Annotated in this window: 10 protein-coding genes; 7 read left to right on the forward strand and 3 right to left on the reverse strand. The window is 42.9% G+C overall.

The annotated features are described in order from the left end of the window. Positions 1 to 248: 248 nt before the first annotated feature. Positions 249 to 1,634: an MFS transporter gene (locus tag KAI37_RS12270; RefSeq protein WP_076294727.1), complete on the reverse strand. Its 1,386-nt coding sequence runs from the start codon at positions 1,632 to 1,634 to the stop codon at positions 249 to 251. Between the two features lie 111 nt (positions 1,635 to 1,745). On the opposite strand from KAI37_RS12270, the gene KAI37_RS12275 reads away from it, so the two are divergent. After that, on the forward strand, positions 1,746 to 2,633 hold the full coding sequence (locus KAI37_RS12275) for a LysR family transcriptional regulator (protein WP_025723687.1): 888 nt from the start codon (positions 1,746 to 1,748) through the stop codon (positions 2,631 to 2,633). A 165-nt stretch (positions 2,634 to 2,798) separates the two neighbouring features. On the opposite strand, the gene KAI37_RS12280 is transcribed toward KAI37_RS12275, so the two are convergent. Then, entirely contained in the window at positions 2,799 to 3,641 is an 843-nt protein-coding gene (locus tag KAI37_RS12280; RefSeq protein WP_220031370.1) for an AraC family transcriptional regulator, read from the reverse strand. A 149-nt stretch (positions 3,642 to 3,790) separates the two neighbouring features. Here KAI37_RS12280 and KAI37_RS12285 point away from each other — a divergent pair, with 149 nt between their 5' ends. The 3 genes from KAI37_RS12285 (at position 3,791) to KAI37_RS12295 (ending at position 9,088) form a co-directional block, all read left to right on the forward strand. Beyond that, positions 3,791 to 5,851 carry a beta-galactosidase gene (locus tag KAI37_RS12285; RefSeq protein ID WP_220031371.1) on the forward strand — a complete coding sequence of 687 codons (2,061 nt, stop codon included), beginning with the start codon at positions 3,791 to 3,793 and terminating at the stop codon, positions 5,849 to 5,851. A gap of 263 nt (positions 5,852 to 6,114) precedes the next feature. Next, entirely contained in the window at positions 6,115 to 7,044 is a 930-nt protein-coding gene (locus tag KAI37_RS12290; RefSeq protein WP_076294729.1) for an ArsR/SmtB family transcription factor, read from the forward strand. A 283-nt stretch (positions 7,045 to 7,327) separates the two neighbouring features. After that, a complete protein-coding gene (locus tag KAI37_RS12295; protein ID WP_220031372.1) occupies positions 7,328 to 9,088 on the forward strand; it encodes a glycoside hydrolase family 2 protein in 1,761 nt (586 codons plus the stop codon). A gap of 355 nt (positions 9,089 to 9,443) precedes the next feature. Here KAI37_RS12295 and KAI37_RS12300 read toward each other — a convergent pair whose 3' ends face one another. Continuing rightward, complete coding sequence (locus KAI37_RS12300; protein WP_076294731.1) at positions 9,444 to 9,785, reverse strand: winged helix-turn-helix transcriptional regulator; 342 nt, start codon at positions 9,783 to 9,785, stop codon at positions 9,444 to 9,446. A 106-nt stretch (positions 9,786 to 9,891) separates the two neighbouring features. Here KAI37_RS12300 and KAI37_RS12305 point away from each other — a divergent pair, with 106 nt between their 5' ends. From KAI37_RS12305 to KAI37_RS12315, 3 genes are all read left to right on the forward strand, one after another. Continuing rightward, positions 9,892 to 10,806, forward strand: coding sequence for an arginase family protein (locus KAI37_RS12305; protein ID WP_220031373.1), 915 nt, complete (start codon positions 9,892 to 9,894; stop codon positions 10,804 to 10,806). A gap of 393 nt (positions 10,807 to 11,199) precedes the next feature. Then, positions 11,200 to 11,886 (forward strand): cyclase family protein, encoded by a 687-nt coding sequence (locus KAI37_RS12310; RefSeq protein ID WP_220031374.1) that lies wholly within the window; start codon positions 11,200 to 11,202, stop codon positions 11,884 to 11,886. A gap of 672 nt (positions 11,887 to 12,558) precedes the next feature. Beyond that, positions 12,559 to 13,614, forward strand: coding sequence for a glycosyl hydrolase (locus tag KAI37_RS12315; RefSeq protein ID WP_481856617.1), 1,056 nt, complete (start codon positions 12,559 to 12,561; stop codon positions 13,612 to 13,614). The last annotated feature ends 334 nt before the right edge of the window (positions 13,615 to 13,948 follow it).

Here is a 13,948-nt window from a genome sequence, read left to right on the forward strand (position 1 = left end):
AGTTCAAAATAGGGAAACTGGCCCCAAAGCTTTCAAATGGCTTTGGGGCAATCTAAACAAACCACAAAAGCCGCAAGTCTCCAATAACCCTGGAGATTTACGGCTTTTGTGGTTTGAATGTAGCGAAGTTTTATGTAGCAATGTCGCTGAATTAAAACTTGTTGTAGTAGATCTTTACGCCAAATAAATGACATTTGATGCATGATGATTGGTGCCGCGCGCTGGTTTGAGATATGAACTTAGTGAACCTACGACTCATGCAATTGCGCTGACTCCCGGTGACGCCGACTCATGAATACCAAAGACAATGCAATTACCGTGAGGATAATCCCAAGCATTTGAAACCCCTTGAAGCTAAACGTACCTCCCATTACGATAGCTATCAATAATGAAGAGATAATGGTTCCCAGATATCTGGATGTGTTAAATAATCCGGATGCTACACCGATTATTTCTTTTGGAGAACTTTGGAACAGGGCTGCTTGCATACCTACATTGTTCAAACCGTTGCTAATTCCGAATGCAGCTAAAGCCAAACACACGCTGATAACCGGTGAAGTTGGATTCAATGTCACGAGCCACACTGACCCTAATGTCATCAGAATTGCGGAAGCCAACAATGCGGGTCTGGGTCCTGATTTATCGATCCATTGTCCTGCAATTGGAGAAGTAATTAGCGAGCACAAGCCTAAGCTTAGCATGAGAATGCCTGTTTGGAACTCGCTGACATGACGTACCATTTGCAAGTAGGACGGAAGCCCGAAAAAGAGCGAGTAATATAGTACATTAACGAGCATGAATTCAACATTCACCCAAGTCATTGCAGGGTACTTGGCGAATGTACGTAAAGGAATAAAGGGTGATGTCGCTTTTAACTCATGTCGTACGAATATCCCCAGTGCAACGAGACCTATCAGCCCGACAATGACATTTGCTAATGAGATATGTCCAAATGATTTTGCTGAGAGTAATCCGACGAGCAGGGTAACCAAAGCCACTGTGAAGAGTAGAATCCCTGATGCATCAATCAATTCAAACCATTTACGAAAGGACATGTTGCGTGCTACGGATGTTGGCAGTTCATCCTTAGGAATATTCCTCCAAGCCAATACAAAGCTGGCCACCACAAACGGAATATTGATGATAAAGATAGCAGGCCAATTCCACCAATGAATCAAGACCCCGCCAATAAAGGGGCCAATTGCTGCTGCTCCAGATAGGAATATAGACAAAACAGACAGCGCAGTTGCTTGTTTCTCTGTAATATGAATTCGAACAATAGCCATTCCAACCCCAACCATCATGCTTGTTCCGATGGATTGCACAATGCGGAACACGATGAGCCACCCGAAATTTGGTGATAATGGAGCCAATAATGATGCAATGAAGGCTACAACAAGCCCTGTAAGAAATATCTTTCTACGACCGAATAAATCGCTGGCTTTTCCCATGACAGGTTGAGCGATGCTACTTGCAATGTAGAAAGAAAAAATAATCCAGGAAACACCTGTAAAGTCAAGCTGGAACACATTTTGCAGACTTGGAATAGCAACAGAAACCATAGAAGAATTTAATGGGTTCAATAGTATCCCTAGACCAACTGAAATCATTAACCACCAGCTGCGAACGCTCATTTCTGGTCCCCCCATAGCGAATTAATGTCATCGTACTTGAAACCGATTATTTATTCCAACGCATTTGATGTTATAATCTCATTGACTTGGGGGAATGAATGGAGGATCATAATGGAACTTCTTCAACTGCAATATTTTCTGACGGTAGCTCGTTTGGAACATGTGACCGAAGCTGCACGAAGTCTGCACGTTACTCAATCGTCGCTGAGCAAAACGATTCAGCGCCTGGAGGAAGATCTGGGGGTTCCTCTATTCGATCGAACAGGGAGGAAACTGCGATTGAATGAGTTCGGAAGCAGATTCCTTCACCGTGCAGAGAGGGCTTTATTTGAATTGGAGCAGGGGAAGCAGGAGCTTAGTGATTTATCCAGCCCGGATCATGGCACTCTCGAATTGGCGGTGACTACCGCTAGCACATTACCCAATATCCTTCGAGAGTTTCGAAAAAAGCGACCCTATATTCAATTTCATGTGCAAATGCTGACCACGCAGGAAATGGTAACGCTTCTTCATAGAGGCGAGGTCGATTTTTGCTTGTCCTCACCTCCAATAGAGGGAGATGACATCGAATGCCAAATCGTGTTTATCGACCCAATTCTTGTAGCTGTTCCAAAGGGGCATCGGCTGGCAGATCGAAGCAGTGTAACGTTGACAGATCTAAGGGATGAATGGTTTGTCGGTGTAAAGAGAGGCTACGGTACTCGCGATTTAGTGGACTCTGTATGCAAATCGGAAGGATTTGTACCTAAATATGTGTATGAGGGGGATGAACCTGCAAGGCTTAGTACTCTTGTGGAAGCTGAAATTGGCATAGCCTTCATACCAAGCACGGCAAGGAATTCACGGGAACATCTTAAATATCTCCAAGTAGAAAATCACGAGCTGGTACGGGAGATTGCTTTATTATGGCACAGGAGTCGGTATATTTCGCGGGCTGCTCTGGAATTCCGTGAGGTAGTTGTAGAATATTTCGAAGCGATATCCAAACAGACAAATTAATCCCAAATATAAGCGAAATAAAAAACATTAACAGAAGCGGTAGCGTAGGACATGTTAACAAAACGTCCTAAGCGGCCGCTTATTCTTGTATTCAACTGCAAAATTTGTAATTTCGATTTGTACGCTGCCACACACGCCCAGCTATTGAAGGAGTTTTGGTTTGTACTAACCCATCCTTCTCAGCTGGCGAAACTGCTCCGGCGTGATGCCTGTATGCTCTCGAAACCTCTTGATAAAATAGCTGCTTTGATGAAAGCCGGTTTCCAGTGCAATCTGCTTTACAGTGAGTGCCGTGGATACAAGGAAATGTTTGGCCAGCGTTATTCGGCATTGGAGCAAATATTGAGCTGGAGTACTACCCATGATCTGATGGAAGAGTCGGCTAAAATGAAAGGAGCTATAACCTGACGTCGCAGCCATTGTCTTCAAATCGAGCATGTTTCGACAATGCATACGAATATATTCCGCCGTATGACGAATCCTCTCATGGACGGTGCCGCCGGGAGAGGTGCCGAAAATTTGGTGGGAATGATGGACGATCTCCAGAAGGACTTCGTAAAGCAGGGAAGAGATCCGTACATCATAGTCGTGACGGTAAGTTTGGGCAAGTTGCAACATTTCTTCCATCAGCGGTTTTAAACGTTCTGGCCGGTGGAGCGAGAACAGATACGGTTCGTGCATGCTTCGACCTTGTAATAGCGAATCTACATCCTGCCCGTCAAAATGAATCCATCGGACATCCCAGGGATCCTCGGGTTTAGTTCGATATTGCTGCGTCGTATGCTTGCCGAAAAGAAAGCCCATGCCAGGGGTAAGCTCGATTTCCTTCCCATCATGCACAATAACGCCTTTGCCTGTAAAAATGATATGTAAATTGTATTCTTTCAGTAATCCTGCATTCCTTCGCTCCCCATGATTGGGGAAGTTCTTGTAACGCCCTAACGATTCGGGAAACAGCATACCTTTATTTAGAATGGGCGAAGGAAGATAACAATCTATTTTAATCATGTATCCATCTCCTTGAGTAAGTTAGCAAAAAAGTAATTCAATTAGCAAAATCGAGTTATTCTAATCCTTTTATTCTTATATTACAATAGATACGATTATCAGAGAATCACATTTTTGTACTATCATTTCTACTGAAGGAGAATTGGAGCATGCCGAAATCCTTATCTTTAGATCGCTTCCATTTGGGAGCTTGTTATTATCCTGAGCACTGGGACGAATCGTTGTGGTCGGACGATCTCATAAGAATGAAGGAACTGGGCTTCAGCATCATTCGGATTGGAGAATTTGCTTGGTCGATCTTCGAGCCGGAGGAAGGAAAGTTCGAATTCACGCTGTTTGACCGTTTCTTGGAGCAGGCAGACGCGAACGGGATTCAAGTGATCATGGGCACACCAACAGCTACGCCACCGGCATGGCTTACTTATAAGTATCCCGAGGTGCTGAACGTATCCATGGAAGGGGTCACGTTCCAACACGGTCAGCGTCGGCATTATAACTACAGCAGTCCCGTTTATTTGGAGCTTTGCGCACGTATTACAAGAGAGATGGCACAACATTACAAAGATCATCCGGCCATCATTGGGTGGCAAATTGATAATGAATTGAACTGCGAGATAAACGTCTTCTATGCCGAGGCAGATCATCAGGCTTTCCGGCGCTGGCTAGAGGCAAAATACGGTACGTTGGAGCAACTCAACAAGGCCTGGGGTGCTGTATTCTGGAATCAAACTTATGACAGCTGGAAGCAGGTCCATCTAACTCGTCCGACCGTATCCGGGTCAACGAATCCTCATCAGGCTTTGGACGAGAAGCGATTTATATCCGATAACACCATTTCGTTTGCCAAGCTACAAGTGGACATACTTCGGTCAGTAGCGCCTAATCAGTGGGTGACAACCAACGGTGTATTCGGGCATTTGGATAGCCATAGGATGACGGAACAACTACTTGATTTTTTCTCGTACGATTCTTACCCTCAATTCAGTACCATTTATCCGGACCAAGGGGAGAAGCCATTGCTGGATCGCAAGTGGGGGCTTTCTTTAAGTAACGTCAGAGGGATGTCACCAAATTTCTGCGTGATGGAGCAGCAATCCGGTCCAGGAGGATGGGTGAACAGGATGGAAATGCCAACTCCGCGCCCGGGGCAGATGCGATTGTGGACCTACCAAAGCATTGCTCACGGGGCAGACATGATTTTGTATTTCCGCTGGAGAACGGCAACGTTTGGTACGGAAATGTACTGGCATGGAATTAATGATTATCACAATCAGCCGAATCGTCGGGTCGCAGAAGCAGGCCGCGTCGGTAAGGAGCTGCAAAAGGTTGGAGGGCGGATTCTTGGCAAACGTTACGTGGCAGAGGTTGCTCTACTTCGTGACTATGATAACGAGTGGGATGGCGAGTTGGATAAATGGTATGGTCCCTTGACAAAGCAAAGTGAGCTCGGCTGGTACAAGGCACTGCAGTATGGACATATACCTTCGGATATGGTTACAATACGTCCGGGTATGGAATCAGAACAGCTGCGGGAACTGGCCAATTACAAGGTGCTGGTATACACGCATCCGGCGATCCTACGAGACAGTACGGCAGCTATGTTACAGAAATATGTAGAGGATGGGGGCATCCTGATCTTCGGCTGCCGCACCGGTTATAAGAATGAGTTCGGTCACTGCCGCATGCAGCCACTCCCAGGCCCTGCAGCCGCAATGAGCGGCGTTCACGTAGAGGACTTTACGATGATAAATGGGACGGCATCACCTGTATCGGTGCGATTTAAGGATCAAGCTCTTGATTTTTGGGCTCCAAGCTTCAACGATATATTGAATGTTCATGCTGATACGGTAGAAGTACTCGCAGAGTACGCATCAAGCTACTATGAAGGGAAACCGGCCTTGACCGTCAACCGTGTCGGCAAGGGACTGGTCTACTATTGGGGTGCAGCTTTTGACTTAGCGTTAGCGGCTGAGCTCCTAAGACAGCTGCCGGTGACATCTCCGATTGCCGGGTGGTGCAAAGCTCCTTCGACGGTAGAAGTCGCTATTCGTGCGGATGTACAAGAAGAGCTGGTATTTCTACTGAATTACAGCGGAGAAACGGCTCAGGTTAAACTGAGTGTTGAGACGGAGGAACTCCTTTCCGGTAGCAGGCTTACTGGTACCGTACCTTTGGAACCGTTTGGAGTATGGGTATTAAAGAAAGTTTAAAATGAAGAGAGCATCAGCCGCTGATCTTAATCCGATGATCAGTGGCTTTTTATTGCATAAAGCAAGGGAATAACGTGTTGCTTTTGTGTACAGGGTTCGGCCCAATAATCGCTGTCTTTCCTATAGGTTCTTGAACCAGAGAAATCGGACACGATCGGTATTTAATACAAAATTAATAATTTAATACAAGTTTATTGACTCATTCAAGGCATACAAGTAAACTTATTGTAATATAATCACAGTAAATTGAGATGGGTGATGCAATGCTTGAGCTTAGTTTTGATGATCCAGACAAGCTGGTAACGGTTACGCATGCTTTATCCACCCGTTCCCGAGTTGATATTCTCCGCCTCTTGATTTCTAAAAACCTTAATATTGTAGAAATAGCGGAAGCTCTTCAACTTCCGGTGTCTACGGTAGCCAACAATATCAAGGTTCTGGAGGCTGCTAGACTGATTAATACAGAGCTGCTGCCTGCCTCACGCGGCGCGATGAAGATGTGTAGCCGCAATTATGATGACATTCATATTGCACTAAATCTTGAAAAAGCAGTACCCAAAGGGGATGTACAGATCTACGAAGTGGACATGCCGATCGGTCATTATAGCGATTGTGAGGTTTCACCGACGTGCGGTATGGCCAATGCAGACGGGATGATCATACGCGAGGACGAACCGGCGAGTTTTTTCCACCCGAAGCATATCGGAGCCCAGATGATATGGTTCCGCAAGGGCTATGTCGAGTATTTAATGCCGCTCGAAATACCGGCAGGAGCGCGAATAGAATCGCTTGAGCTATCGATGGAAATGTGTTCTGAAGCACCAAACTATGACAACAATTGGCCTTCTGATATTTCCTTGTGGGTTAATGGCGTGGAGATTGGCATGTGGACGTGTCCCGGTGATTTTGGAGACAGGCGCGGCAAGCTGAATCCTACCTGGTGGTATGAGTGGTCTACCCAGTATGGGTTGCTCAAGACCTGGCGAGTAGATAAAGAGAAGACTGCGCTGGATATGGAGAAGGTTTCCTCGGTTACACTGGATCAGCTCAACCTGCAAAACAGCCACAAGTTGCGTTTGCGGATCGGAATTAAGCCAGATGCGGTGCATCAAGGTGGGCTCAACCTGTTCGGAAAGCAATTTGGAGATTATGATCAAAATATCAAAATGACTGTGAATTATGTCATGGATTGAGATATTGGTGAAATGGATAGGCTTTAGTTGCAGGTGCTTCTCTGTAGCTAAAGCCTTATTCAGTTTATTAGTTACATAAAATTAACTTGAAAGCGTTGACATTAAAAATGCATCGCTATATAATCCCCTAAAGATACAATAATAGTGTAACAAATTGATTTTATTGTTTTTATTTCGAAGCGGAAGCAAAGGATGACGATTGGACCTACAGATGATAGCAATACACTGTAAAGTCATCAGGCTAAGGTGACTAAATATATATCAAAGGATAGGTGGAAACTGTATGACTACAAACGCTTATATCAAAAATTATCCAAGGCCGCAATTTGTCCGCAAAGAGTGGCTGGATTTGAATGGGGAGTGGGATTTCGCCTTCGACGACGGCAAAGTGGGTGAAAGCGAGCAATGGTATCATCATTTTCCGAAGGAAACCAAAATCCTCGTACCTTTTACTTATGAAACCAAGGCAAGCGGGATCGGAGTCGAAACCTTCCATCCGGTGGTCTGGTACTGCAGGAGCGTGAAGGTCCCGCAGGAGGCAATAGCGAAAAGGACAATTCTACATTTTCAGGGTGTAGATTATAAAGCGAAATGCTGGGTGAACGGAATTATGGCTGGTGAGCATGAAGGAGGTTATGCTGCGTTTTCTTTCGACATCACACCCTATATCACTTACGACTCGGAGAATAGCATCGTGCTTAAAGTGGAGGATAGTCAGAGCTGCACGCAGCCCCGGGGAAAGCAGCGTTGGGTGGATCAAAACTTTGAATGCTTTTATGTACAGAGCACCGGAATCTGGAAAAGTGTGTGGATTGAATATGTGAATGAGGTAAGAATCAATGAGGTCAAGATAACACCGGATATCGACCGTCATATGATCCGCTTTGACTTTCAGCTCATGGGTATCGAGGGTAAAGATAATTTACGCCTAGAGACACGGATTACGCTGAAAGGACAGCATGTGAATAAGGTCAGCTTATCTGCCGACAGGCCCTGGATAACGGTAGAGGTCCATGTATTTCATGAAGCCGGTGGTCCATGGAAGCAGTGCTTGTGGTCACCGGAATCGCCAAACTTGTTCGATGTAGAGATTATTCTGTATGAGGATGAGAAACAGTGCGACAGGGTGTATTCTTATTTTGGCATGCGGAAAATATCGATTGAAAACGGACAGGTTCTATTGAATAATGGCCCTCTTTACCAGCGGCTGATTCTGGATCAGGGCTACTGGCCGGAAACACATCTGACTCCGCCGTCTGAAGAAGCTCTTATCGAAGATATCGATAAAATAGCCGCGATGGGATATAACGGGGTTCGTAAACATATGAAGTTGGAAGACCCTCGCTTTTTATATTGGTGTGATGTGAAAGGCATGCTCGTCTGGTCGGAAATGGCGTCGACCTTTGAGTTCAATGATCAGGCGGTTAGCCGCTTTACGAAGGAATGGCTGGAAATCGTGCCGCAGCAGTACAATCATCCAAGCATCATAACTTGGGTCCCGTTCAATGAATCGTGGGGCATATCGACCATTGGACATGATGTAAGGCAGCAGCAGTTCACGCAAACCATCTATCATCTGACGAAGACGATTGATCCGTATCGTCCGGTGATTACCAATGACGGATGGGAGCATACAGTCTCGGATATTTTAACCCTTCATGATTATGTGGAGACGGGCGAAGAGTTTTTGGAGCGATATCAGGACAAGGAAAGCATCGTAAACAACAGAATCTCCTTTAACAATTGGAAATATGCCTTTGCAGAAGGATATGCCTACCGGGGACAGCCAATTATCATAAGCGAATTCGGCGGCATTGCCTTCCAGACAGACAAGGGCTGGGGATACGGAAACCAGGTGGATTCAGTCGAAGCTTTTATCGAACGTTTCCGTGCAATCACCGGAGCAATTAAAGCGACCCCCTATCTCTCGGGCTATTGCTATACACAGGTAACTGATGTACAGCAGGAAGTCAACGGATTGTTGACGGAAGACCGAGAACCGAAGGTTCCGCTTGAAGTGATTCGGGAGATAAATCTGGCTTGAAAAGATAATTAAATTTCTAGAACGGCTGCATGATGTTGTCCAGTCATTGCTGCATTCACCTGTCGTACAAGACTTTTGTTACACACAGCTGACGGAGTTGGAACAGGGAATCAACGTTCTGCTGACGCATGATAGATAACCGAAGATGCCGACCGAACAACTCAGAGCCATTATGGAAGGCCGCCTTTCCTCTTCGGTTGGAGAATAAGAGGAAGTATATGAATACGGCATCTTCAGCATTTAGAGCTAAATAAACAAAGTGTCACTGCTGTTAACCATAAAGTTTAACTTGGGATAGCAGTGTTGGAAAACAGGACAACTTTTCGCACACAGGATTTTTAGTAGAAAACTGGATTTAATTATTTTGGTTTTTTGTTCCCCACTCACATAACCCTTCCAAAACAGGTAATAGCGTTTCTGCTTTATCTGTGAGACTGTACTCGACTTTAGGGGGGACTTGAGGATATTCTTTTCGATTCACCAGACCATCCGCTTCCAATTCTTTTAGTTGTGAACTCAATGTTTTATAAGTAATAGCCCCTATCTGTCTTTTCAGATCATTAAAGCGAACTGTTCGGTTTTCGGCTAGGAGATAAATAATAACCATTTTCCATTTACCACCAATCAATGAAACTGTATAACCAAAAGGTGTATCTTGAATATTTTTAACTTTACCTTTAAATTCAGTCATACTCATGTTTACACTATCCTTTCGGGTAGTACCTATCAAAATAGTGCGTACTACGTTTTTATTTGTGTTCAGTTTATACTAACCTTACTTTTGAAGTAAAGGAGAGAAAAACATGACTAAAAAAACAATACGCTTGTTAATGCCACAATGGCAAGGGGGAAACAATCCTAATTACTCTTTTGGAGCCGAACTGCTTGCTTGGCTAGCTCCGGATAATGAACAACCCCTTATTCATGTTCCAGTTCAAGCTTATAAGGGTACTCCGCTTGAAAACGAAAACGGTATGAATGGGAGAAAACAGCTACTTGAACAGTTAGAGGCTGCTCAGCATATCATTGATGCTCATAAGCCAGATCGCATTGTAATGTTTGGTGGTGACTGCTTAGTGGAACAAGCTCCATTTGCCTATTTGAACGAACGATACGGTGGGGAATTAGGTTTAATTTGGATCGATGCTCACAGTGATTTAGTTAGATATGTGGGCTATGATAACGGTCATACATTACCGCTCGGAAATCTTTTGGGAGAAGGAGATGAGGAGTTCGCAAAACATGTGAAAATCCCACTAAAACCTGAAAATGTCTTTATCGCGGGATTAGCGGCTCCTACAGAACAAGAAACAGAAGTCATTTCAGAAGCGTTTCAAAGACTAGATATAGCTCCTGTAGAATCAGACACAGAAATGATTCAAAGACTAGGAATTAAAACTGCAGGAACCAAAGAGTTAACGAATAGTACTGAATATATAAGAGAGTGGATTAAAGAAAGTGGCATTAAGCACCTAGCTATTCACCTTGATTTAGATGTGCTTGACCCAAAAGCATTTCGCTCTTTATTATTCGCCAACCCTGAAGCACCTTATAATTTTTCTCCTGCGGGAACAATGCAAATGCCTCAGCTACTTAATCTGATTAAAGAACTATCTGAAGAAACAGATGTAGTTGGATTAGGTATAACGGAGCATATGCCATGGGATTCTATTAACTTAAAGAATCTGCTTGGAGAGATACCTATTTTAAATAAGTAAGTTCATACACGGATTATAATAGAACAATGATCTGCTTAATCATAAAAATACACTCACGCACTTTATGTTTGCGAGGGTGTATTTTTATGATTAAGTGATATTGACATCATATATTTGGGATTATGATATTTAATATCTTAGGATAATCGTTTATTATTTTTATATTATCTTTCTTAAAAGGCAATCAATCAAGGAGAAGTGGTCGTATGATTTCAGGAAAGATAGGGCGATTGAATATAAAATATAAATTAAAATGAGGGAGTTGACCTGTAGGGATATGGTCTTTTTATCAGTTTGTCTGTTTGTACTCCGCTTATACTTTTCGGAAGCTACACATTAGGCGAATATCCCCTATAATGGATTCTTAAAACTAAATTACAGGAGCGTCTTAGTATGTCAAAATACGTTGAAATCGGTTACCCAATATATGAAGGAATGCCTGTTTATCCAGGATTGCCAGAAGTGAAGTTAGAGCCTAGAGAGCGTTTGGACAAAGGGGATGCCTGGAATGGAAGTGTGTTAAGTATGTATCTTCATGTCGGCACCCATGTCGATGCACCGTGGCATCATTTAAATAACGGTAAGGGAATAGATGCTGTTCCGATTGAAGAATTCATCTATCGAAAACCGCTATTAATTGATTGTCCTCTTGATCCGAACGGCTTTATTACCATTGAAAAGCTTCAGGAATATGAAGAGCTGCATGAAGCGGATATTCTCATCTTTAATACAAGCTATTGGAAACACCGAGATACGGATTTTGAGAAATACGCTAATAATTTCCCAGCCGTCTCTCCCAAAGCAGCGGAATTCATCCGTAAAAATTTGCCGAACTGCAAAGCTGTGGCCATTGATACCATGAGCATTGAAAATCTGGAAGAAGCCCAAAAAAACGGCTATTTTGTTCACCATGCCTTCTTAGACCATGAAAAATATGAAGAGCCGACAATGCTCATTTACGAAGACATAAACCCTGCACCATTAATTGGTAAAAAGCTCTTATCTGCTTTCACAGCACCACTTCGCATTAAAAATCACGATGCATCTATGGTTAACATCATTGTTGAAGTAGAAGAATAAAAGCTAACCAGGAACAATAAGTTGATGGAACACAGGTGCAGACTTCAGCACTGCAAGGAGAGACAACAACATATACGCATAAGAAGTCGCCATTTTGGCGGCTTTTTTGTTTTGCGAACATCTACGCTAAGCCTTCAGATGTAATCAACTTATTTTGATAGACGTTGGTTAGCCGCTATTTATTTGTTTTGCTTTTTATAATATGGCGTGTCAAATGTGCGGGCATACAGTCTTCTATATAGCACCATAATAACAATAATTTGAAAAAAATATTTTCATAAGAATGAAAAGATATTACTTTAAGCATATTCTTATCTCTAATATTCTTTATGAAGTTGAATTCTAGTTGTTATAAGAATTATTTTTTTGCTCTTTTAGAACTATTTTAATCTATTCATTTGAGGTCGATATAATTGAGGTGCTTTTATTTGTAAAAGTCAAATTTTATAAGGAACTGGTATCAACTCGCTAGAATGAAAAATAATGTAGCTTTCAATCAGAAGTGTCATAGGGAGAAATATCAACAGTGAAATCAATTAATTGAATACGATGGTAAAAATCGACCAGCCGTTCCTTTAGAGAGGAGGTGGTACATAAAAATATTGGGGATTCTGTTAATTATGAAAACGAGAATTAAAAAATGGAGGTTTTGTTATGCACAAAAAATATGGAATGATTTACTTCTTACTTATTCTGTTAATCGCTTCGACTTTCTCACAGACAGCATCTGCACATACGGCGAATCCTAATGGACAAGCCACAACCAAGGAAGTGATGAACTGGCTCGCTAATCTGTCATCGGAAAATCGCGTAGTGTCAGGAGCATTCGGCGGGTACACAAATGCGTCATTTTCTATGACCGAAGCTAATCGAATTAAAAATGCAACAGGGCAGTCCCCTGCCGTGTATGGCTGTGATTATTCAAGAGGATGGATGGAGACTTCTAATATTGCCGATTCGATCGATTATAGTTGTAACACCGATTTAATCTCTCATTGGAAGAACGGAGGTATACCTCAGATCAGTATGCATCTGGCTAACCCTGCGTTTAACTCTGGAAATTATAAAACCCCAATCTCAAACAGTCAGTATGAAAGAATCCTAGACTCATCAACTGAAGAGGGCCAGCGATTAGACGCTATGTTAAGTAAAATTGCCGATGGCCTTCAGCAGTTAGAAGATGAAGGTGTTCCTGTTCTTTTCAGACCTCTTCACGAAATGAATGGAGAATGGTTCTGGTGGGGACTTACCGATTATAACCAAGAGGACAGCGAACGTATCACTTTATATAAACAGCTTTATAAAAAAGTCTATCATTATATGACCGATACAAGAGGACTGGACAACCTGATATGGGTATACGCACCAGACGCCAACCGAAACTTTAAGACAGACTTTTACCCTGGATCTTCATATGTTGATATTGTTGGATTAGACGCTTATTTCTCAGATCCTTATTCGATTCAAGGATATGACGAGTTAACAGCTCTTGATAAGCCTTTTGCTTTCACAGAAGTCGGTCCGCAGGCAACCAATGGTAGTATGGATTATTCTTTATTTATCAATGCCATTAAAGAAAAATATCCGAAAACCATTTATTTCTTAGCTTGGGATGAGGGATGGAGCCCCGCAGCTAATAAAGGTGCCTACAATCTTTATAATGATGGTTGGACACTGAATAAGGGGGAAATGTGGGAAGGCAGTTCACTTGCATCATTTGCTGAATAATTGATCATTAGTTCGTTAAACAGGACTATGGAGAATGCAAGTTCTTCATAGTCTCTTAAAAAACATGTCCTTTAGGAAGTTACAATAACAGCTAATGTATGAACATAATAATATTTTTTATATCACTTACATAACTATTTCTCGGAAACTAGCGGTTCAGCCGATAAGTAGTCTTCTTACACACCTTCCAATCTTTCGGGCGCATCACCGATATTTCTGATTATTTGTGTTGTATTATATGTACTAAATCCTCTTTTCGGAAGGCAAAGGGCCGATTTCTAGTATGTTAAGGAGAAATCGGCTGTTTTTTAAAATTGTTCCCAGCGCAGCGCTT

Source organism: Paenibacillus sp. S25, from assembly GCF_019454085.1.
Taxonomy (GTDB): domain Bacteria; phylum Bacillota; class Bacilli; order Paenibacillales; family Paenibacillaceae; genus Paenibacillus; species Paenibacillus polymyxa_B.

Bases quoted from the DNA above. Each gene is read 5' to 3' on its own strand.
- KAI37_RS12270 (WP_076294727.1), bottom strand. From the start codon at position 1,634: ATGAGCGTTCGCAGCTGGTGGTTAATGATTTCAGTTGGTCTAGGGATA.
- KAI37_RS12275 (WP_025723687.1), top strand. From the start codon at position 1,746: ATGGAACTTCTTCAACTGCAATATTTTCTGACGGTAGCTCGTTTGGAA.
- KAI37_RS12280 (WP_220031370.1), bottom strand. From the start codon at position 3,641: ATGATTAAAATAGATTGTTATCTTCCTTCGCCCATTCTAAATAAAGGT.
- KAI37_RS12285 (WP_220031371.1), top strand. From the start codon at position 3,791: ATGCCGAAATCCTTATCTTTAGATCGCTTCCATTTGGGAGCTTGTTAT.
- KAI37_RS12290 (WP_076294729.1), top strand. From the start codon at position 6,115: ATGCTTGAGCTTAGTTTTGATGATCCAGACAAGCTGGTAACGGTTACG.
- KAI37_RS12295 (WP_220031372.1), top strand. From the start codon at position 7,328: ATGACTACAAACGCTTATATCAAAAATTATCCAAGGCCGCAATTTGTC.
- KAI37_RS12300 (WP_076294731.1), bottom strand. From the start codon at position 9,785: ATGAGTATGACTGAATTTAAAGGTAAAGTTAAAAATATTCAAGATACA.
- KAI37_RS12305 (WP_220031373.1), top strand. From the start codon at position 9,892: ATGACTAAAAAAACAATACGCTTGTTAATGCCACAATGGCAAGGGGGA.
- KAI37_RS12310 (WP_220031374.1), top strand. From the start codon at position 11,200: ATGTCAAAATACGTTGAAATCGGTTACCCAATATATGAAGGAATGCCT.
- KAI37_RS12315 (WP_481856617.1), top strand. From the start codon at position 12,559: ATGATTTACTTCTTACTTATTCTGTTAATCGCTTCGACTTTCTCACAG.